Below are 20272 nucleotides of genomic sequence, written 5' to 3'. Positions count from 1 at the left end.
GTGATCCACGGGCTTCGACACGCGACCAGGCCCTGACGTGAGTCGTTCGGGCGACGCCCCACGTGCCCTCGCGCGTGGGGCGTCGCCTTGAGGACTGGCGTTCTGCATATTGCCGCATATGCGCGCACATGTAAGGAATCATCACCATCGGACGGGCGTCGGGGTGGTGGCCGGCGGTGCCGCCGGTGCCGCCGTCCTCGTCGGCGCCCTCGCCACCTCCGCCTTCGCCGCCCCGCTCCCCGGCGGTCTCGGTCCCTGCCTGCCGGGCAGTTGCCCGTCCCCGTACCCCGACGTCCACACCAGCTCCGCCGCCGGACGCGACAACAACGTCAACGTCTTCGTCGGCGGCGACCTCCTCGTGCGCGAGGCGGCCTCCGAGGCCGAGGGCAAGGTCGTGGTCCTCGGGAACGTCGACATGAGCAAGCCCGTGGGCGCCGCGCAGGTCTACCACGTCGGCGTCGCGGGCGTCGGTTCGCGCGTCCCGCCCGACAGCGGCTCCGACTTCCTCACCGTCGGCGGGAACGTCACCGTCGCCGACGGCCGGCGCCTGCTCGCCGAGGAGGGGGCCGTCCACGGGGCCGTTCGGTACGGAGGCACGCTCGGTGGCAGCGTGAGCCCGGCGGGCGTGGCCGACACCAGGGCGGCCGAGCCGTTCAAGGGCCTGCGGGAGAAGCTGACCGCCGCCGGCCGCTGCTACGCCTATCCGCAGGGCAGGCCGCGCGAGGCGACCGGCACGGCCGTGAACCGCGGCTACGAGACCGTGTTCACCGGCGACGGGAAGTCGGCGCTCCAGGTGTTCACGGTCGACTTCGACCTGGAGTCGGCGAACGGCGGCGCGCAGGGCCTGAGGTTCGTCGGCGTTCCGGCCGACGCGACCGTCCTCGTCAACGTCGTCGGCGCGAAGCGGACCGTCGACACGTACGTCAACGGCTTCCGGGGCGGGCTGCGCGAGCGCCTGCTGTGGAACTTCCCGGACGCGACGGACGTGCTCTTCGAAGGCGGCGCACAGTTCGAGGGCAGCGTGCTCGTCGCCGACCCGGAGAGCACGGCCGAGGTGGCGATGCCCGGCATGAACGGGCGTTTCTACACGAGCGGTTCGCTCACCCACGGATCGGCGGTGGGCGGGGGCGGCGGGCAGGAGATCCACAGCTACCCGTTCGACGGAGACCTGCCCGAATGCGACGAGGACGGGTCCGGCCCGGCGCCCGCACCCAGACGCACCCCGACGCCGAGCCCGATGGACAGGGGGAGCGACGGGAAGTCGGCGACGACGACCGGCGGCCACTCCGACGGAGGCGCCACCAACGGCGCCACCGAGGGCGGTACCGAGGGCGGTGCGGGCGGCGGGGGGAGCGCGGACGGTGGGCTCACCGACGGAAGCGCGACCGAAGGTGGTGCGACGGTCGGTGGCGCGACGGCCGGTGGCGGAGACTCCGGTGGCCGCGACGCCGGGGGCGGCGCCATCACCGGCGAGACCACCGGCGAGACCACCGGCGGTGACACCACCGGCGGCGGCGAACTCCCCGACACTGGATCCGGATCCGCAACTACCAAGGCCGTGATGGGCGCCCTGGCCCTCGCCCTCACCGCCGCCGGCGCCGTTCTCGTGGCGGTCGCGCGCCGTAGGGGCCGCTGACGCCGGACGGGCCGCTGATGTGCCGACAGCGCGTCCGGGGCCCGTTCGCGTACGAGCCGGGCTCCTCGCGTAGGAGCCGGGCTCCTCGCGTACGGGCCGGGCTCCTGCGCGTAGGGGTCGTACCGAGGTGCGTACGGGCGGGGCCGAGGTGCGTACGGGCGGGGCCGAGGTGCGTACGGGCGGGGCCGAGGTGCGTACGGGCGGGACCGAGACGCGTACAGCCGGAGCCCTGCGCGCCTCGCCCCGACCACTGCGCGCCTCGGCCCCGGCCCCTACGCGGGCGAGCCCGGCGCGTACGAGTCGAGCAGGCGCTCCAGGCCGAGGACGACCAGCGCGTGGTCCTCGGCCTGGGGGAGGCCCGAGACGGTGACCGAGCCGATGACCCCGGCGCCCTCGACCGCGATCGGGAACGCGCCGCCGTGCGCGGCGAAGACGTCAGGGTCGAGGCGCGAGGAGGCCTCGAAGGTCGTGGCCTTGGCCCGGCAGCGGGCGCCGACCAGGAAGGAGCTCACGCCGTACCGCTCCACCACCCGCCGCTTCCGGTCGATCCAGGCGTCGTTGTCCGCGCTCGACCCGGGCAGGGCGCAGTGGAACAGCTGCTGGGCGCCGCGCCGGACGTCGATCGCGACGGGGGCCCGCCGCTCGCGCGCGAGTCCGACGAGGATCGTGCCGAGCGTCCAGGCGTCCTCGTAGGTGAAGCGAGGCAGCACCAGGCGCGCCTCCTGGGCCGTCAGCTCCTCGACGGAACCGGCGGCGAAGGACGCGGGCCCGGCGGAAGGCGCGGGCCCGGCGGAGGACGCGGACCCGGCGGAAGGCGCGGACCCGGCGGAAGGCGCGGACCCGGCGGAAGGGGCCGCGCTCGCGGAATTCGTGGTGCTCACAGCGTCACCACCACGCCCTCGCGGGCGGACTTCTTCGCCGCCTCCAGGACGTCGAGCGCCGCGGCCGCCTCGAGCGCGGTCACCGGGTTCTCGCCGGTGCCCCGGAGGGCGGCGGCGACGGCCGCGTAGTAGGCGGGGTAGGCGCCCGGAAGGGTCTCCACGGGGGTTCCGCCGCCGGTGAGCGGGGACTCGCCGGCGCCGAGCCGGCCCCACAGCTCCTCGGGCTCGACGCCCCAGACGGTGCCGGACTCCGGTCGCAGGCCCTCGCGGAGCGCGGCCTCCTGGGGGTCGAGGCCGTACTTCACGTACCCCGCGCGCTGTCCCAGGACCCGGAAGCGGGGGCCGAGCTGGGCGGTGGTGGCGCTCATCCAGAGGTGGGAGCGCACGCCGCCGGCGTGGGTGATCGCGACGAAGGTGTCGTCGTCGGCCTCGGCGCCCGGGCGGCGCACGTCGGACTCGGCGTACACGCGGACGGCCGGGCCGAAGAGGACCAGGGCCTGGTCGACGACGTGGCTCCCGAGGTCGTAGAGGAGGCCGCCGATCTCCTCGGGCGCGCCGGACTCGCGCCAGCCGCCCTTGAGCTGCGGGCGCCAGCGCTCGAAGCGGGACTCGAAGCGCTGGACCTCGCCGAGGGCGCCTTCGGCGACGAGGGCGCGGAGGGTGCGGAAGTCGTTGTCCCAGCGGCGGTTCTGGAAGACGGAGAGCAGCAGGCCGCGCTCGGCGGCGAGGGCGGCGAGCGCCCGGGCCTCGGCGGCGGTGCCAGCCAGCGGCTTGTCGACGACGACGGGGAGGCCGGCCCGCAGGGCGGCGGTGGCGACCGGGACGTGGGTCTTGTTGGGCGAGGCGATCACGACCAGGTCGAGCTCGTCGGCCCGCGCGAGCAGTTCCTCAGGGGAGGCGGCCACGCGTACCCCGGGGTGCTCGGCGCGGGCCTGCGCGGCGCGCTCGGGGTTGCCGGTGGAGACCGTGTCGAGGACGAGGTCGGGGGAGGCGGCGATCAGCGGGGCGTGGAAGACGGAGCCGGCGAGGCCGTAGCCGACGAGCCCGACGCGGAGCGGGGAGGTGGAGGAGCTCATGCTCACCACTTTGGCAACGCTGTTGCCAAAGCGCAAGCGACGGGCACAATAGGTGGGTGAACAGGGACAACGGAGGAGTCGCGAGCGGGGCCAACCTGCCGGCGCTGCGCAGCCACAACGCGGCACTGGTGCTCGACCTGCTGCGCACGGCGGGGGAGGGCGGGATCAGCCGCCTCGAACTGGCTGAGCGCACCGGCCTCACCCCGCAGGCGGTCAGCAAGATCACCGCGCGGCTGCGGGCCGAGGGCCTGGCCGCCGAGGCGGGCCGGCGCGCCTCCACGGGCGGCAAGCCGGCGACCGTCCTCCGGCTCGTCCCGGCGGCCGCGCACGCGATCGGCCTCCACCTCGACCGCGACGAACTCACCGCCGTCCTCCTCGACCTCGCCGGCACCCGGGTGGCCGCCCACCGCGTCCCGCTGGACCTGGGCGCGGGCGCGGACGCGGTCCTCGCGGTGGTGGCGGAGGAGGTGGCGGCCCTGACGGCCCTGACGGCCATGACGACCCTGACGACGGGCCGGGGGGCGCCGACCGGCGCGTACCCCGCCCCGGCCTCGCCCCGTGCCTCCACTTCCGCGCCTGCTTCCGCCTCCGACGCTGCCCCCGCCTCTATCGCTGCCGCTTCCCCCGCCTCCGTAGCTGCCCCCGCCTCTATCGCTGCCGCTTCCCCCGCCTCCGTAGCTGCCCCCGCCTCCATCGCTGCTTCCGCGGCGACCTCTGAGGCTGCCCCCGCCTCCGTCTCTGTTTCCGCCCCAGCCGTCGGCCCCGCCTCCGCCCCAGCTGCCGACCCCGCCTCCGCCTCCGTCCCCGGCGCCGTGCTCGGTGTCGGTGTGGCCATGCCCGGGCCGCTGGACCACCGGACCGGGACGCCCGGCCGGGTCACGGGCTTCCCCGAGTGGGACGGGTTCCCGCTGCGCGAGGAGCTGGCGCGGCGGCTCGGGCTGCCGGTCGTGCTCGACAAGGACACCAACGCCGCAGCCCTCGGCCTCGCCCTGCGCCCCGACGCGCCGGACTCCTTCGCCTACGTCCACCTCGGTACGGGCCTGGGCGCCGGCCTCGTCCTAGGCGGCGCGGTGCTGCGCGGCGGCAGGACGGGGGCCGGAGAACTCGGGCACCAGACCGTGCAGCTGGACGGGCCGCCCTGCGACTGCGGCGGCCGCGGCTGCCTGGAGGTGCTGTGCCTGACGGCCCTCGCGCACGGCGACCGCGCGGAGGCCGCCCGGATCCTCGGCACCGGCGCGGCGAACCTGGTGCGCCTGCTCGACATCGACCGTGTGCTGCTGGGCGGCCGGGCCGTGCTCGCCGACCCGGAGGCGTACGCGCGCGGGGCCCGCGAGGTCCTGGCCGGCCTCGGACTGTCGGCGGACGTCGGGGTCGCCGTGGCGCCCTACGCCGTCACCGAGGGCGCGGCCCAGCTGATCCTCGCTCCGATCTTCGGAAAATAGGCTGATCGGGCGGAACGTGCGGCGCGTTCGGCCGCCCGGCCGCGTCGCTCCCGGGCCCGCCCCGCCTCGCCTGGCAACGTCGCGGGCGCCCCGTACGCCCGCGAGCAGCAAAGGCACCCGCCCCTATGCGACCGCGCAACGCCCTCGCCCTCGCCGCCCTCGTCACGGCCGCGACGACCACCGTGCCCGTGGTTCCCGACGCAGCCCCGGCGGCCCAGGCGGCAGCGCCTGCCCAGGCTCCCGCACCCGCCTGCGGTGCCGTCGGCGCGCCCGCCTTCCCCCTTGCGACCCGGATCCACGGCGGCCCCGTCGAGTACCCGGCCGGCGGGGGCTTCCGAACCTGGCAGCTCGACCTCGTCAACACCACCACCGAGCCGTGCCGGGACATCCATCCGGTTCTCGTCTTCACCGACCGCGAGCGGGTGCTGAGCCCCGCGCAGATCCGGGCCGAGTTCTACGACGCCGCCGCGCGGGTCTGGCGGCCGGTCGTCTTCGAGGGCACGGACCAGGCCGAGAGCGTGGGCGTGTTCGCCAGTGGATCCCTGAGTCCCGTGAGCCCGGCGAGCCCGGTGAGCCCCACGAGACCTGTCAGGCCGGCCGTTCCCTCCAGCCCTGCCCGCCCTGCCAGCCCTCCCAGTCCCACCAGCACCACCGGAATCAAGGATCGCCTCGACCCCACCCCCACCCCCGGTCTCACCACCGTCCCCGACGTCACGTCGCCTCCCGTCCCCGACTTCCCCGGCTTCGCCGTTCCCGCCGGCGGGACGCTCACCGTTCCGGTGCGGCTCGCCTTCCGAGCCGACGCCACGCCCGACGAGGTCGTCGTCAACGCCGCCGTGGTCCAGCGCAGGGGCGACGACGGAGACTGGATCGGCGAGTCCGGCGACTACCGCCTGACGATCGTCCCCGCCGACCCGGACGCCGACCCGGACCCCTCCCCCGACCCCGTGGGCCCGAGTCCGCGCCTCTCCGTCCCGGCCCGCCCCACCGTCCCCGGCACGGCGCCCACCCCCGTCTTCCCCGAACTCGCGCGTACGGGGCAGGACTCCGCCCTCCGTTACGCCGCCACCGCCGCGGCGCTGCTCACGACCGGCGTCGTCCTCGTCCTCCGCTTCCGGGCCCGTCGCCGCCGCCGGCCCGCCTAGGCCGGCGCACCACGACACCCGTCCCCGGCCCTGCACCCAACCCCACCCCGTCCCACCCCACCCCGTCCCACCCCACCCCGTCCCACCCCGTCCCACCCCACCCCGCCCCCGCGGATCACGGCACCGAAGCGAGCCGCCGCCCAACGCACTCCCCGCCCCGTCCCGCAGCGGAGCAGCGCGCAGCTACGTTCCGTCCGCCCCTGGTCCGCCGGACAACCCGCGGGCCACGCTCCGTACACCTTCCCGTTCACCCGGCTCTGCGACGATCGACGCGTGCAGAACGTGGAGAGACACAGCAGTCCCCGACAGAGCGGTCCCGACGGGCCCGGCGCCCCGATCCGCTCCGGGATCCCCGAGCACGGGCGCATCCCGAAGTACTACGCCGTGAAGGCGAAGGTCGCCACGCTCGTCGACGAGCTGGGCGAGGGCGGTCTGCTGCCCACCGAGCGGGATCTGGCCGTCCGTTACGAGGTCTCGCGGGAGACCGTCCGGCAGGCGCTGCGCGAGCTGCTCCTGGAGGGCCGGCTGCGGCGCCAGGGCCGGGGGACCGTTGTCGCCGGGCCCAAGCTGGAGCAGCCGCTCTCGCTCGCCAGCTACACCGAGGGCGTGCGGCGCCAGGGCCTCCGGCCCGGCCGTGCGCTCATCTCGCTCGACCGCTTCCCATGCCCGGAGGCCCTCGCGCCCGAGGTCGGCGTCGAACGCGGCGCGCCCGTCTGGCACATGGAGCGCGTGCTGCTCGCCGACGACGAGCGCGTCGGCCTGGAGAGCACGTACGTCTCCGAGGCGCGCGCCCCGCGCCTGGACGCCGACTTCGACCCGGACTCGTCCTTCTACGCGTACCTCCACGACCGGCTCGGCATCTCCTTCGGCGACGCCGACGAGCGGATCGAGACCGTGCTCGCGACCCCGCGCGAGGCGCTGCTCATCGGCACCCCGCCCGCACTGCCCATGCTGCTGATCCACCGTGTCTCGCGGGACACAGCGGGCCGGCCCCTGGAGCGCGTCCGCACCCTCTACCGCGGCGACCGGTTCAGCTTCACCGCGCACCTGGGACCACAGGACTGACCTCCCGCACCCTGCTCCCCGTGCCCTCCGGTCCCCGGCCTTGCTCCCCGCGCCCCTCCGGTCCCCGGCCTTGCTCCCCGCGCCCCCCGGCCACCGCCCACCCGCCCTGACCACCAACTCACCCTCAGCGCCCGCCCGCCCTCCCTCCCCGCCCCACCCTCACCCCTGCACTGAACATCACAAACAAATAACGGGTCTAGTCCAACCTTGTCGGTCCGTTCACCCTCCCGTCGCCGTTCCGACCGGCCCGGGTCACCCGTCGCCCCGACCGTGAACGGCATGAAGGTGATCGTCGTAGGAGCCGGCGTGGTGGGAACCATGCACGCCTGGCAGGCAGTCGAACGCGGCCATGAGGTCGTCCACATCGAGCGCGAGGCCGAGGCGCGCGGGGCATCGCTCCGCAACTTCGGTCAGATATGGGTCAGCGGACGCGCGGGCGGGGAGGAGCTCGACACCGCCCTGCGCGCCCGCGAACTCTGGGAGGGCATCGGCGCCCGCGTCCCGAAGCTCGGCTTCCGGGCCATCGGGTCGCTCACCCCGGTGCGCGGCCCGCTCGAACTCGGCGTCGCCGAGGCGGCCCTGGCCCGTCCCGACGCGGCCGCCCGCGGCTACAAGCTGCTCACGCCCACCGAGGCCCGGGCGGTCAACCCGGCCCTGCGCGGCGCGTTCGACGCCGCTCTGTGGTGCGAGCGCGACGCCGCCGTCGAGCCCCGTACCGCCCAACTCGCCCTGCGCGAGGCCCTTCTGGCCTCAGGTCGCTACACCTTCCTGCCGCAGCGGGAGGTGCGCGAGGTCGTGGGGGAGAACGCCGTCCGGGACGACCACGGTGACATCCACACCGGCGACGCGGTCGTCCTGTGCACCGGCGCCTGGCTCTCCGGGCTGGTCCGTGAGGTCGCCGGCGAGGTCCCGGTCCGCCGGGTCCGGCTCCAGATGATGCAGACCGACCCGCTCGGCGAAGCCCTCACCACCTCCGTCGCCGACGCCGACTCCTTCCGCTACTACCCGGCCTACCGGTCGCCCGCCCTCGACGCCCTCGACGCCGGGCAGGCGCAGGACCCGACCGCCGCCGCCCACAAGATGCAGCTCCTCATGGTGCAGCGCCTGGACGGCGGGCTGACCATCGGCGACACCCACGAGTACGAGCACCCCTTCCCCTTCGACACCGTCGAAGACCCCTACGAGCACCTCACGCGCGTGGTCGAGTCCTTCCTCGGCCGCCCGCTGCCGCGCGTCCGCCGCCGCTGGGCCGGCGTGTACGCGCAGTGCACCGACACCACCCGCGTCGTCCACCGCCAGCAGGTGCGGGACGGCGTGTGGCTGGTGACCGGACCCGGCGGACGCGGCATGACCTGTTCGCCCGCCGTGGCCGAGACCACCGCGAACGAACTGGGCTGGTGACGGCATGAGCAAGCAGCGGAACAACCTGATCGTCCTGGACATGGCCGGCACCACCGTCGCCGACGGCGGTCTCGTCGAGCAGGCCTTCACCGCGGCCGCCGAGCGCCTCGGCGAGGACCCGTCGACGATGATCGACTACGTCCGCGCCACCATGGGCGAGTCCAAGATCTCCGTCTTCCGGCACCTCTTCGGCGGCGACGAGGCCCGTGCCCGGCAGGCCAACCAGGCCTTCGAGGCGGCCTACGGCGAGCTGGTCGCCGACGGCAGGATCGCCGCCGTCCCCGGCGCCGCCGAGGCCATCGCCGAGCTGACGGCCCAGGGCCGGACGGTCGTCCTCACCACCGGCTTCGCCCGGATCACCCAGGACGCCATCCTCGACGCCCTCGGCTGGCGCGAGCTCGTCGAGCTCACCCTCTGCCCGGCCGACGCGGGCGGCCGCGGCCGCCCGTACCCCGACATGGTGCTCGCCGCCTTCCTGCGCACCGGCGCCGTCGACGACGTCCGCCGGACCGTGGTCGCCGGTGACACCTCGTACGACATGCTCAGCGGCCTCCGTTCCGGCGCCGGGATCGTGGCCGGCGTCCTGACCGGTGCCCACGCCGCGCCCGCGCTCACGGAGCACGGCGCCACCCACGTGCTGTCCTCGGTCGCCGAACTCCCCGCCCTCGTGCGGGAGTGCGAGGAGCGCGAGGGATGAGCGGCGCGCTCGGGGGCATCCGCTTCGACGGCGTCTCCGTCGCCTACGACGGCACCACCGTCCTCGATTCCCTCGACCTGACCGTCGAGCCCGGGGAGGTCATGGCCCTGCTCGGGCCCTCGGGCTCCGGCAAGACCACCGCTCTGCGGGCCGTCGCCGGATTCGTCCGCCCGGCCGCCGGCCGGGTGTTCATCGGCGACCGCGATGTCACCGAACTCCCCCCGTACAAGCGGGGGATCGGCATGGTCGTCCAGCAGTACGCCCTCTTTCCGCACATGCCGGTCGAGGGCAACGTGGCCTTCGGGCTCAAGGCGCAGAAGGTGCCGAAGGCCGAGATCCCCGGGCGCGTCGCCGAGGCCCTGGAGATGACCGGGATGGCGGCCTACGCCAAGCGCTACCCCCGTGAGCTCTCCGGCGGTCAGCAGCAGCGCGTCGCCATCGCCCGCGCGCTCGCCATCCGCCCGAACGTCCTCCTGCTGGACGAGCCGCTGTCCGCGCTCGACGCCCGGCTGCGGTCCGAGATGCTCGCCGAACTCGCCCGCCTGCACCGCGAGTTGCCGGACGTCTCCCTGCTGTACGTCACCCACGACCAGGTCGAGGCGCTCACCCTCGCCGACCGGATCGCGGTCATGGACCGGGCCCGCCTCCAGGACTGTGGCACCCCGCAGGAGCTGTACCGGCGGCCGCGCACCGAGTTCACCGCCTCCTTCGTCGGCAACGCCAACCTGCTGCCGGTGACGGTCGGCGCCGGCGGGGTCAGCCTCGACGGCGTCGCCCTCGACGTGCCGGTCGCCGACGGTGCGGTACCCGGTGCCGGCGCCACCCTGTGCTTACGCCCCCACCTCGTGGGCCTCGGCCCCGGCCCCAACGCCCTCACCGGCCGGATCGCCGAGGTCCAGTGGCGCGGCGCCACGCACCGGCTGTACGTCGACGTCGGCTCCGGGCACCGCGTGAAGGCGGACGTCCGCGAGCTGCGCGAGACGCCGGCCCTGGGGGACCGGGTCACCCTGCACTTCGCCCGGGAGGACGCGGTGCTGCTGGCCGCGGGGGTGAACGATGGCTAGCCGCGGCCTGGTCACGGCCCGGCCCGGACGGAGAGCCGTTCCCGGCCCCGCCGCGGCTCCCTCCGGCGGCGGGGCACCCGGGAGCACGCCCTCCCGCCCGCCCGCGGCGGCGGCGAGGGAGCGGGGCCTCCGCGGCCGGCTCTGGGCCGCGCCCCCCGTCCTCGCCCTCGCCGTCGTCTTCCTCTACCCCCTCGCCCTCGTCGTCCGGGAGTCCCTCGCCCCCGGCGCGTACGCGCAGGTCTTCGCTTCCGCCTCGTTCCGCGACGCGCTCGTCACCACCGTGTGGCTGGCCGCCGCGGCCACCGCCGGATGTCTCGTCCTCGGCTTCGTGCTCGCGCTCGTCGTCGCGTTCGTGCCGTTCCCCGGCGGCCGGGCGGTGTCGAAGTCCATCGACGTGTTCCTGTCCTTCCCGTCCTTCCTGATCACGCTCGCCCTGCTGTTCCTGTACGGGACGGTCGGCATGGCCAACGGGCTGTGGACGGACGTCACCGGCGCGGACAGCGGACCCTTCCGGTTCCTCACCACCCCCTGGGGCGTCCTGCTCGCCGAGATCACGTACTTCACCCCGTTCGTGATGCGGCCCCTGCTCGCCGCCTTCTCCCAGCTGGACACCGCACAGCTGGAGGTGGCCTCCTCGCTGGGCGCCCGGCCGCTGCGGATCGTGCGCCGGGTGATCCTGCCCGAGGCGCTGCCCGCGCTCGCCGCCGGCGGCGGTCTCGTCCTGGTCATGTGCCTGAACGAGTTCGGGATCGTGCTCTTCACCGGTGCCAAGGGCGTCACGACCCTGCCGATGCTCGTCTACGGCAAGGCCGTCCTCGAGTCCGACTACGCGGCGGCCTGCGTCGTCGCCGTCGTCAACGTGCTGATCTCCGTGGGGCTCTACGGCCTCTACCGGACGCTCGTGGCCCGGTCCGGCGGCGCCGGGGCGGCCCGGGAAGGGAGCCGTCGTGCTGGTGCATAGCCGGGCCGGACGCCGCTGCGCCTGGGCCCTGTTCGCGGTTCTCTTCGTCCCGCTCTTCGCCCTGCCGCTCCTCGTCATCCTCACCGCCTCGTTCTCCACCCACTGGTCCGGCGCCTTCCCCTCCGGGCCGACCACCGCCCACTACGCCGCCGCCGTGCGCGGCGAGTCGCTGCGGGCGCTGACGACGAGCCTGCTCACCGCGCTCACCGCGAGCGTGCTCGCGCTGACCGTCGGGACCTGGGCCGCGCTCGCCGCCGCGGCGATGCGCGCGCGGAGCATCGCACGCAAGGTCATCGACGGACTGTTCGTGCTGCCGGTGGCGGTGCCGTCGGTGGTCGTCGGACTCGCCGTCCTGGTCGCCTACTCGCAGCCCCCGCTGCTCCTGAACGGCACGCGCTGGATCGTGATCCTCGCGCACACCATCCTTGTCACGGCGTTCGCCTACCAGTCGGTCTCGGCCGCCGTCCTGCGTCTCGACCCGATGTACGAGCAGGCGGCGGCGAGCCTCGGCGCCCGCCCCTCGTACGTCCTGCTCCGGGTGCGGCTGCCGCTCCTGCTGCCGTCGCTGAACGCGGCGGCGGGGCTCTGCTTCGCCCTGTCCATGGGCGAGCTGAGCGCCACGATGATGCTCTACCCGCCGGACTGGCTGCCGCTGCCCGTGCTCGTCTTCACGGCCACCGACCGCGGTTCGCTCTTCACGGGCTCGGCCCTGGCCGTGGTCCTCATGGCGGCGACACTGCTCGTCCTGCTCGCCGTCTCCCGTGTCCGCACCAAAGCCTCGTACCGCTAGCACCCCCGTACCGTCAGGAGAGAACGACGTCATGCGCATCAAGCCCCGTCACCTCAAGCCGATCGCCGCCGTCACCGGCAGCCTCGCCCTCGCCGCCACCCTCACCGCCTGCGGCGGCTCCACGGCCGCCTCCGAGGAGAAGGTCGTCACCGTCTACAGCGCCGACGGCCTCAAGGGCGAGGCGGGCGACGGCTGGTACGACAAGGTCTTCGAGGACTTCGAGAAGCAGACCGGCATCAGGGTCGAGTACGTCGAGGGCGGCTCCGGAGAGATGGTGCAGCGCGCCGCCCGCGAGAAGAGCAACACCCAGGCCGACCTGCTCGTCACCCTGCCGCCGTTCATCCAGCAGGCCGACTCCAAGGGGCTGCTCCAGGCGTACACGCCGAAGGACGCCGCCATGGTCAGCGGTGCCGACAAGGCCGACAACGGCAAGTGGATCTCCGTCGTCAACAACTACTTCGGCTTCGTCCACAACAAGAAGGAGCTGCCGACCGCGCCCACCACGTGGGAGCAGCTGCTCGACGGCACGTTCAAGGACAAGCTGCAGTACTCCACCCCCGGCGTCGCGGGCGACGGCACCGCCGTCCTCATCAAGGCCATGCACGACTTCGGCGGCAAGGAGCCGGCGATGGAGTACCTGAAGAAGCTCCAGGCCAACAACGTCGGCCCGTCCTCCTCCACCTCCAAGCTGGCCCCCAAGGTCGACAAGGGGGAGATCCTCGTCGCCAACGGCGACGTCCAGATGAACTTCGCGCAGGCCCGGTCCATGCCGAACCTCGCCATCTGGTTCCCCGCGAAGGCGGGCGCCAGGCCCACCACCTTCGCCCTGCCCTACGCCGCCGGCCTGGTGAACAACGCCCCGCACGGGGAGAACGGCAAGAAGCTGCTCGACTTCATGCTCGGCGAGCAGGCGCAGCGCGAGGTCAGCTCGGTCGGCGGCGGCTTCTCCGTCCGCAAGGACGTCAAGCCCACCGACGCCAACGCCGTCGAGCTCGGCAAGCTGATGACCGGCGTCGAGGTCTTCGAGCCGGACTGGTCGGACATCGACACGAACCTGACGGCCTACGTGGACGCGTGGAAGTCCGCGACCGGCAGCTGAAAGTTCACCGCACGACCCTTTCGCCGCCCGGAAATGTAGCGGAAGGATAACGGGTGCGGACCAAAGCTCAACGCCCCTGAGGAATCAGGGGCGTTGGCGTGCCCCGGCCCCCGATCCCCCCGTTACGGAGGACCCCCGAGATGTCGCTCACCGGCATATCCCGCCGCACCGTGCTCGCCGCCGCCGGTGCCACCGCGGCCGTCGCCGCCACCGGACTCGCCGCCGCTCCCACCGCCCGGGCGGCCACCGCGGCCCCGACGCTCCCCCAGGGCACCAGCAAGGACAAGGTGCTCGTCGTCGGCATGGACGGCCTGCGCCACGACCGCATCGACGCCGCCAAGGCGCCCACCCTCAAGTCGCTCATGGCGAACGGCACCTACGGCCGCTCCCTGCTCTACGCCAACCCCATGGCCGCCACCTCGTCCGGCCCCGGCTGGTCGACCATCTCCACCGGCGTCTGGCCCGACAAGCACGGCGTCAAGGACAACACCTTCGCCGGCCGCGACTACGGCACCTACCCCGGCTTCCTCGCCCGCCTCCACCAGGTGCGCCCGGAGCTCTCCCTCTTCGCCGCCGTCGACTGGCCCGAGCTCGACACCTACGGCACGGTCACCCCCGGAGCCGACGCCAAGCTCGTCTACGACAACGATTACGCCGTCAACGACCTCACGATCACCCGGATCACCGAGGAGGTCCTGCGCGACCAGAACCCCGACGTCCTCTTCGTCTACTTCGGCGAGACCGACGAGATCGGCCACACCTACGGCGCCGCCAGCCCCAGGTACACCGACGCCATCGACGTCCAGGACGCCTACCTCGGCCGCCTCCTCGCGGCGATCCAGGCCCGCCCGTCCTACGCCACCGAGCGCTGGACCGTCATCGTCGCCACCGACCACGGCCACACCGACGCCGGCGGCCACGGCGGCTCCAGCATCGAGGAGCGCCGCACCTTCGTGCTCGCCCAGGGCCCCGGCATCGCCGCCGGTGCCCGACCCGTCGACACCCGGCTCGTCGACGTCGCCGCCACCGTCTTCCGCCAGCTCGGCATCACCCCCGACCCCGCCTGGGGCCTCGACGGCGAGCCGATCCAGGACCGCTCCACCGACCCCTTCGACACCCTCCACCCCTCCCTGGGCGGCCGCGTCGACGAGACCGGCATCCCCGCCGGCGTCCTCGGCTTCACCCACACCGCGCCCAGCGGCTGGTCCGTCGTCAACAACGCCATGGGCACCGGCGGTATGACCGAGTGGCGCGGCTGGGCCTTCGCCACCGACGAGTTCTGGTCCCGCTCCCAGCGCGACCAGTGGCGCGAGCTCAACGTGCGCGCCCGCGGCGTCTTCGCCGTCGCCGACTCCGACGAGTGGGCCGACAAGAGCTTCTCGGGGACGTACGACTCCACGCTCGTCAGCCCGGCGTACGCGGTCACCGGCGCGGCCCGGGTCACCCTGGACTTCACGACCCTCTACCGCCAGGAGGGCGCCCAGAGCGCCCAGATCCTCGCCTCGTTCAACGGCGGCACGCCGACCGTGGTCAGGAGCTACACGGCGGACGTCGTCTCGCAGCCCCAGTCCGTCACGGTCCCCGTGCCGGCCGGGGCCTCGAACGTCAGCTTCCGCTTCCGTTACACCGGATCCAACAACTGGTACTGGGTGATCGACGGGGTCAGGGTCAGTACTTCCTGACTAGGCTGGGGGCGTCGCCACAGCGCTGTCGCGTCGCCCCCAGCACACCGCACGTCGTGTACGGCAGTCGTACACGCACGGCACTTGCACGGCAGGAGTCCCGCACCCATGGCAGAGCGCAAGCCGATCGAATCCTGGCTCACCGACATGGACGGCGTCCTCATCCACGAGGGCGTGCCGATCCCCGGGGCCGACGCCTTCATCACGAAGCTGCGGGACACCGGGAAGCCGTTCCTGGTCCTCACCAACAACTCGATCTACACCGCGCGCGACCTGCACGCCCGGCTGGCCCGCATGGGCCTCCAGGTCCCCGTCGAGAACATCTGGACCTCGGCGCTCGCCACCGCCAAGTTCCTCGACGACCAGCGCCCCGGCGGCACCGCGTACGTCATCGGCGAGGCCGGCCTCACCACCGCGCTGCACGACATCGGCTACGTCCTCACCGACCACGACCCCGACTACGTGGTCCTCGGCGAGACCCGCACCTACTCCTTCGAGGCCATGACCAAGGCGGTCCGGCTCATCAACGCCGGCGCCCGCTTCATCTGCACCAACCCGGACGAGACCGGCCCCTCGCTGGAGGGTCCGCTGCCCGCCACCGGGTCGGTCGCCGCGCTGATCACCAAGGCGACCGGCAAGGAGCCGTACTTCGCCGGCAAGCCGAACCCGCTGATGATGCGCACCGGCCTGAACGCGATCGGCGCCCACTCCGAGTCCAGCGCCATGATCGGCGACCGGATGGACACCGACATCCTGGCCGGTCTGGAGGCGGGCATGCAGACCTTCCTGGTGCTCACCGGTCTGACCACGCAGGCGGAGATCGACCGCTTCCCGTTCCGCCCGTCGAAGATCGTGAAGTCGATCGCGGACCTCGTCGACCGCGTCTAATCGGCGCAGGTGAGGGCCCCGGTCGGCCCTCTGGGGATGCGAACGGGACCGAATCGGGTGAACCTGCCAGTACCAGGAGGTCACCATGCGTTCAGGTTCCATCGCTCTCCGTGCCGCGGGAGCGGCCTTGGTGCTGGTGCTCGCGCCCACGGCGGGCACCGCCCTCGCCCATGACGGAGTGCGGGCCACCGTCGACCCGTCCACCACCGCGCCCGGCGCCGACGTCGACATCCGTGTCACCGGCTGCAAGGGCACCACCGGCGCCGCCAGGTCGCAGGCGTTCGTCGCGGACGCCGAGCTCACCGGACGGGGCGGGAAGAACGCGCTGTCCGGCGGCGCGAGGGTCAAGCACGGTCTCGAGGACGGCACGTACAAGGTCACCGTGACCTGTGACGGGCACGACCATCACGACGCGGGCAGCGTCCAGGTCAGGCGCCATGAGGAGCCGACCCACCGGCCCACCCACCACCCGTCCCCGATCGCCCCCGTCCACGCGGGCGGCGGCGGCGCGGCCGCCTTCGCCGCCCCGGCGGCGCCCGGCGTGGCGCAGACGACCGACGCGGCGGGCCTCGGCACCCCGTACACCCTCCTGGGACTCGGCCTGGCCGCGGTCGCCGCGGTGGCCGTCGCCTTCCGCAGCGCCCGCCGCCGCGGTACGGGCACGGACTGACCCGGGTGACGTCCGGCCGGGCGCTGACCGGGACGGCCTGGGCGGTCCTGATCCTCGGCCTGTGGCTCTGGGGCCGCGACGCCGTCGAGGGTCCGGTCGGCGGCTCGGCCCCGACCACCGGCGACATCGCCGCCGTCGGCCGCCCGCCCGGCGCGCCGCTGCCCCCGGCGCGCACCCCGCTGGCCCCGCTCGAACCGCGCCGCGTGGAGATCCCCTCGCTGGGGATCTCCGCGCCCGTCGTGGCCCGCGGCCTGGACGCCGACGGGGCGATCGAACCGCCCCCGTACGAGATGCCGCACACCGTCGGCTGGTACGGCGCCGGCGTCCGGCCGGGCGCCCCGGGGCCCGCCCTGCTGGTCGGCCATGTCGACACCGAGACCCGCCCCGCCGTGTTCTACGGACTGAGCGCGGCCCGCCCCGGCGCGACGGTCGCCGTGACCCGATCGGACGGAAGCGTCGCGGAATTCACGATCGACGACGTCCAGGTGCACCCGAGGGCCGACTTCGACGCCCGCAGGGCCTACGGCCCGCACGTCCCGGACCGGGCGGAGCTGCGTCTGATCACGTGCGGGGGCACGTTCGACCGGGAGAGCGGGGCGTACTCGGCGAACGTGGTGGTGTCGGCGTATCTGACGGGGACGCGGGGCTGACCCCGGCGGGGGCGCGGGACCGGTGGGAACTGCCGCGACCGGGGTCCGGCCGGCGGGGCGGAAGGCGCCGGCCGCCGGCCGGTCCGGTCCTCGACCGCGGGCTCACGGGCCGCGGGAGGAGCCCGGAGCCGCCGCGGGAGGTCGGGTGCCGCTCACTGTAGAGGAGAACGGGAGAACGACCGAGGCCCTTCACCATCCGGTGAAGGGCCTCGGTCTTCGCGTGCGCCGCCAGGGACTCGAACCCCGGACCCGCTGATTAAGAGTCAGCTGCTCTAACCAACTGAGCTAGCGGCGCCTGCTGACAGAGATAACTCTACAGGACGTCTGACCATGCTCTTGACCATTTACGGTCCGCCCGGCCTGTCGGATGGTCGTATTGTGCCTTCGATCCGTCAAAATGCGATTTGTCCAGACAGTTGAGACAGTGGGGCCCGTACCCGAGCGCCAGAAGATCTTGACGAGTGTGGAGGGGAACGCATGACTGTGCCGGTCTTCGAAGAAATCGAGCCCGCGGCCGACTGCGGCTGCGCGGGCTGCGCCCAGCAGCGGCGCGACCTCGCGCTGGGCCTCCCCGTGCGCGCGGGAGGTCACCCGTCGGCACACGGCGCCCGCCGGGCGCTGGTCCTGGTGACGGCGGCGGGGGTGGTCCTGGGCGGGGGCGCGGGTGCCGCCGCCGGCGCGCGGACGGCGGGGGCGGAGGACGCGGCGGGGGTCACGGACGGCGGCGGAACCCTCACGGGTCCGGGCGCGGACACCCCGCAGGGCGACCGGGGCCCGCTGCACGGCGGCGCACCCGGCCCGGCCTCGGCGCCGTCCCCGGGCGCCACCCCGACGACCAGTCAGATCTCGCTCCCGTCCCTGCGGAAGACGACCCGGACCGAGATCGTCAACCGGGCGAAGACCTGGGTCACGGCGGGTGTCCCGTACTCGATGGAGCGGTACTGGAGCGACGGCTACCGCCAGGACTGCTCCGGCTACATCTCGATGGCCTGGAACCTCCCCGGCAACGAGTGGACCGGCAGCCTCGACCGCTTCGCCGACCGGATCGACCGGGCCGACCTGCAGCCCGGCGACATCCTGCTCTTCCACAACCCGGCCAACCCGACGCGCGGCTCGCACGTGACGGTCTTCGGGGGGTGGACGGACTACACCCACGCCTCGTACATCGCCTACGAACAGACGAAGCCGCGCGCACGGAAGCAGGCCACCCCGCTCGCGTACTGGGAGAACTCCGACCGATACGTCGCCTACCGCTACAAGGGCGTGGTCAGCGGCGGCACGGGAGGCGGCTCGGCGGGTACGACGGCGACGCCGTATCCGGGAGCGGCGATGTTCGGGCCCGGCGCGAACAACGCGTACGTCACGCAGCTCGGGAAGCTGCTGGTCGCCCGGGGTGGCGAGAAGTTCTACACCCAGGGTCCCGGGCCGCGCTGGGGCGAGGCGGACCGCCGCGCGACCCAGGCCTTCCAGCAGGCCCAGGGCTGGAAGGGCGGCGAGGCCGACGGCCTGCCCGGCCCGCAGAGCTGGGCGCTGCTCGTCTCCGGCCAGGGCCGGGGCATCGGCGGTTCGAGTGGTTCGGGCGGGTCGAGCGCAACTGCGAACGGGTTCCCCGGGCGTGGCTACTTCCGTCTGGGCCAATCCAACGCATATGTGGAGAAGCTGGGCAAACAACTGGTGAAGCGGGGCTACGGCAAGCACTACGTGTCGGGCCCCGGTCCGCGGTGGACGGAGGCGGACCGCCGCAACGTCCAGGCCTTCCAGCAGGCCCAGGGCTGGCGCGGCGGCGCGGCCGACGGCTACCCGGGTCCGGAGACCTGGCGGCGCTTGTTCCGATGACCCCGAGAACATGAGGTGGACCGAATGACGGCATCGACCCCGAACCCCCCGGACTCCGGCCCGGCCGCCACCCGAGACGCGGCCCGCACGGCCCGCCGTCTGACCGACGGCCGCCTACGGCCGACCGGGCCTCCGGGCGGGGCGGGTTCGCCTGCCGCCGGGGGTTCGCCCGAGGGCGGCGCGGGGGCGACCGGGGGCGGCGCCTCGCCTGCCGAGAGTGGCTCCGCGCCGGCTTCGTCCGCGGGCGGGGGCTCGTCCGCGGGTACGGGTTCGGGCGTGGCCGAGGCGGCGGGCGTCGGCCCGCTGCCCGGCGCGGCACAGGCCGCGGGGGGCGGCGCCGCCGCGGTTGGCCCGGGAGCAGGGACGGGTCCGGTCGCCCCGACGCCGGTGCCGCCGGCGGTGGGCGGCGTGGACACGGCGAGCGTTGCGCCTGGCGGGGGAGCCCCGGCCGGGGGAGCCGCGCCCGGTGCCTCGGTGGCGTCCGGTGCCGTCGGGGCCGGCCCGGCCGTGCTCGGTGCCGCCGACCGCGCGGCGGTGGGTGCGCCGGGGGCCGGGTCCCCGGGTGCCGTCGCGGGCGGCGTCGTCCCGCCGGTGGGCGTCGCGGGTGGTCCGGGCACGGGAGTCGGTCCGGCGGCGCGCGTCGATGCGTCAGGGGCGGCACGTCCGGTGTCGGGCCCGGGCCCGGCCGCGCCGCAGGCGGGGCCCGGTCCGGTCGAGCCCGCCCCGCACACGGCGGCACCGGACGGTGCGGCGACGCCCGGCAGCGCGGTGCACGCGCGTCCGGCCGGCGACCCGGTCCTCGGGCACAGCCTCGGGCACAGCGCCTCGACGGCATCGCCCGGCGCCGCTTCCGGCGTCGCCGAGGCGCAGGGCGCCGCGCCCGCCGCACCGCAGCAGGCCCTCCGGACCGTGTCCGGCCCCGCCGCCACCCCGCAGGTCCCCTCGGCGGTGTCCGCCCCACAGGTCCCCTCCGCGGTCTCCGCCGCCGGTCCGCCTTCGGCGACGCCCGGCCCGGTCCACGGAGGCGCCACCACGGCGGCGCCCGCGGCCGGTTCGGGTGCCGGGCCCCGGCAGGGCGCGCCCGCCGGTGCGCCGGGCCTGGCCGGCTCGGACGGCGCTGCGGAGAACTCCGCTTCCTCGCGGGCCGCTTCCTCCGAGGCCGTCTCCGCCGGACGGAGCGATGCCCTGGGCGCCGCCCCGGGCACTGCCCCGAGCGCCGTCCCGGGTGCCGCCCCGAGCGCCGGCCCGCAGCCGGGTCCGCGTGCCGGGCTAACCGGTCCGACCGGCCC

At 74.4% G+C, this 20272-nt stretch carries 17 protein-coding genes and 1 tRNA gene; 15 read left to right on the top strand and 3 right to left on the bottom strand.

From position 1 onward, the window contains the following. The first annotated feature begins 118 nt into the window (after positions 1-118). Positions 119-1636, top strand: coding sequence for a choice-of-anchor A family protein (locus ACIRQF_RS34195; protein ID WP_404098420.1), 1518 nt, complete (start codon positions 119-121; stop codon positions 1634-1636). Between the two features lie 272 nt (positions 1637-1908). On the opposite strand, the gene ACIRQF_RS34190 is transcribed toward ACIRQF_RS34195, so the two are convergent. Next, the gene (locus ACIRQF_RS34190) at positions 1909-2370 is read right to left on the bottom strand and encodes a heme-degrading domain-containing protein (protein WP_404098617.1); all 462 of its coding nucleotides are present in this window, start codon (positions 2368-2370) and stop codon (positions 1909-1911) included. Between the two features lie 143 nt (positions 2371-2513). After that, on the bottom strand, positions 2514-3593 hold the full coding sequence (locus ACIRQF_RS34185) for a Gfo/Idh/MocA family oxidoreductase (protein ID WP_404098417.1): 1080 nt from the start codon (positions 3591-3593) through the stop codon (positions 2514-2516). Positions 3594-3649: 56 nt separating this feature from the next. Between ACIRQF_RS34185 and ACIRQF_RS34180 the strand changes: the two genes are divergently transcribed. From ACIRQF_RS34180 to ACIRQF_RS34120, 13 genes are all read left to right on the top strand, one after another. Further along, on the top strand, positions 3650-5035 hold the full coding sequence (locus tag ACIRQF_RS34180; RefSeq protein ID WP_404098414.1) for an ROK family protein: 1386 nt from the start codon (positions 3650-3652) through the stop codon (positions 5033-5035). A gap of 125 nt (positions 5036-5160) precedes the next feature. Beyond that, the gene (locus ACIRQF_RS34175; RefSeq protein WP_404098411.1) at positions 5161-6180 is read left to right on the top strand and encodes a hypothetical protein; all 1020 of its coding nucleotides are present in this window, start codon (positions 5161-5163) and stop codon (positions 6178-6180) included. A 273-nt stretch (positions 6181-6453) separates the two neighbouring features. After that, positions 6454-7245: a GntR family transcriptional regulator gene (locus ACIRQF_RS34170; protein WP_404098408.1), complete on the top strand. Its 792-nt coding sequence runs from the start codon at positions 6454-6456 to the stop codon at positions 7243-7245. Positions 7246-7524: 279 nt separating this feature from the next. After that, positions 7525-8646: a TIGR03364 family FAD-dependent oxidoreductase gene (locus ACIRQF_RS34165; protein WP_404098405.1), complete on the top strand. Its 1122-nt coding sequence runs from the start codon at positions 7525-7527 to the stop codon at positions 8644-8646. Between the two features lie 4 nt (positions 8647-8650). Further along, complete coding sequence (locus ACIRQF_RS34160; protein WP_404098402.1) at positions 8651-9343, top strand: phosphonatase-like hydrolase; 693 nt, start codon at positions 8651-8653, stop codon at positions 9341-9343. Further along, positions 9340-10407 carry an ABC transporter ATP-binding protein gene (locus ACIRQF_RS34155; RefSeq protein WP_404098399.1) on the top strand — a complete coding sequence of 356 codons (1068 nt, stop codon included), beginning with the start codon at positions 9340-9342 and terminating at the stop codon, positions 10405-10407. Before ACIRQF_RS34160 ends, ACIRQF_RS34155 begins: the two co-directional genes overlap by 4 nt. After that, positions 10400-11368, top strand: coding sequence for a 2-aminoethylphosphonate ABC transporter permease subunit (locus ACIRQF_RS34150; protein WP_404098396.1), 969 nt, complete (start codon positions 10400-10402; stop codon positions 11366-11368). Before ACIRQF_RS34155 ends, ACIRQF_RS34150 begins: the two co-directional genes overlap by 8 nt. Beyond that, the gene (locus ACIRQF_RS34145; RefSeq protein WP_404098394.1) at positions 11355-12158 is read left to right on the top strand and encodes an ABC transporter permease; all 804 of its coding nucleotides are present in this window, start codon (positions 11355-11357) and stop codon (positions 12156-12158) included. Before ACIRQF_RS34150 ends, ACIRQF_RS34145 begins: the two co-directional genes overlap by 14 nt. A 31-nt stretch (positions 12159-12189) precedes the next feature. Beyond that, the gene (locus ACIRQF_RS34140) at positions 12190-13257 is read left to right on the top strand and encodes a 2-aminoethylphosphonate ABC transporter substrate-binding protein (RefSeq protein WP_404098391.1); all 1068 of its coding nucleotides are present in this window, start codon (positions 12190-12192) and stop codon (positions 13255-13257) included. A gap of 140 nt (positions 13258-13397) precedes the next feature. Then, a complete protein-coding gene (locus ACIRQF_RS34135; protein ID WP_404098388.1) occupies positions 13398-14939 on the top strand; it encodes an alkaline phosphatase family protein in 1542 nt (513 codons plus the stop codon). A 108-nt stretch (positions 14940-15047) separates the two neighbouring features. Next, on the top strand, positions 15048-15827 hold the full coding sequence (locus tag ACIRQF_RS34130) for an HAD-IIA family hydrolase (protein WP_365339714.1): 780 nt from the start codon (positions 15048-15050) through the stop codon (positions 15825-15827). 85 nt (positions 15828-15912) lie between these two features. Then, complete coding sequence (locus tag ACIRQF_RS34125; protein WP_404098384.1) at positions 15913-16497, top strand: hypothetical protein; 585 nt, start codon at positions 15913-15915, stop codon at positions 16495-16497. Positions 16498-16502: 5 nt separating this feature from the next. Further along, on the top strand, positions 16503-17147 hold the full coding sequence (locus ACIRQF_RS34120) for a class F sortase (RefSeq protein ID WP_404098381.1): 645 nt from the start codon (positions 16503-16505) through the stop codon (positions 17145-17147). 221 nt (positions 17148-17368) lie between these two features. On the opposite strand, the gene ACIRQF_RS34115 is transcribed toward ACIRQF_RS34120, so the two are convergent. Next, positions 17369-17442 (bottom strand) — tRNA-Lys (locus ACIRQF_RS34115). Between the two features lie 182 nt (positions 17443-17624). Here ACIRQF_RS34115 and ACIRQF_RS34110 point away from each other — a divergent pair. Beyond that, entirely contained in the window at positions 17625-18983 is a 1359-nt protein-coding gene (locus ACIRQF_RS34110) for a peptidoglycan-binding protein (RefSeq protein ID WP_404098378.1), read from the top strand. Positions 18984-20272 lie beyond the last annotated feature (1289 nt).

Origin of the sequence: Streptomyces sp. NPDC101191 (genome assembly GCF_044767915.1) — a bacterium.
Taxonomy (GTDB): Bacteria; Actinomycetota; Actinomycetes; order Streptomycetales; family Streptomycetaceae; genus Streptomyces.
This window is presented reverse-complemented; position numbering and strand designations above follow the sequence as displayed.

What these genes read in the sequence shown, in the direction of transcription:
- ACIRQF_RS34195 (WP_404098420.1), top strand. Translation starts at nt 119, where the DNA reads ATGCGCGCACATGTAAGGAATCATCACCATCGGACGGGCGTCGGGGTG.
- ACIRQF_RS34185 (WP_404098417.1), bottom strand. Translation starts at nt 3,593, where the DNA reads ATGAGCTCCTCCACCTCCCCGCTCCGCGTCGGGCTCGTCGGCTACGGC.
- ACIRQF_RS34175 (WP_404098411.1), top strand. Translation starts at nt 5,161, where the DNA reads ATGCGACCGCGCAACGCCCTCGCCCTCGCCGCCCTCGTCACGGCCGCG.
- ACIRQF_RS34165 (WP_404098405.1), top strand. Translation starts at nt 7,525, where the DNA reads ATGAAGGTGATCGTCGTAGGAGCCGGCGTGGTGGGAACCATGCACGCC.
- ACIRQF_RS34160 (WP_404098402.1), top strand. Translation starts at nt 8,651, where the DNA reads ATGAGCAAGCAGCGGAACAACCTGATCGTCCTGGACATGGCCGGCACC.
- ACIRQF_RS34155 (WP_404098399.1), top strand. Translation starts at nt 9,340, where the DNA reads ATGAGCGGCGCGCTCGGGGGCATCCGCTTCGACGGCGTCTCCGTCGCC.
- ACIRQF_RS34150 (WP_404098396.1), top strand. Translation starts at nt 10,400, where the DNA reads ATGGCTAGCCGCGGCCTGGTCACGGCCCGGCCCGGACGGAGAGCCGTT.
- ACIRQF_RS34140 (WP_404098391.1), top strand. Translation starts at nt 12,190, where the DNA reads ATGCGCATCAAGCCCCGTCACCTCAAGCCGATCGCCGCCGTCACCGGC.
- ACIRQF_RS34135 (WP_404098388.1), top strand. Translation starts at nt 13,398, where the DNA reads ATGTCGCTCACCGGCATATCCCGCCGCACCGTGCTCGCCGCCGCCGGT.
- ACIRQF_RS34130 (WP_365339714.1), top strand. Translation starts at nt 15,048, where the DNA reads ATGGCAGAGCGCAAGCCGATCGAATCCTGGCTCACCGACATGGACGGC.
- ACIRQF_RS34125 (WP_404098384.1), top strand. Translation starts at nt 15,913, where the DNA reads ATGCGTTCAGGTTCCATCGCTCTCCGTGCCGCGGGAGCGGCCTTGGTG.
- ACIRQF_RS34110 (WP_404098378.1), top strand. Translation starts at nt 17,625, where the DNA reads ATGACTGTGCCGGTCTTCGAAGAAATCGAGCCCGCGGCCGACTGCGGC.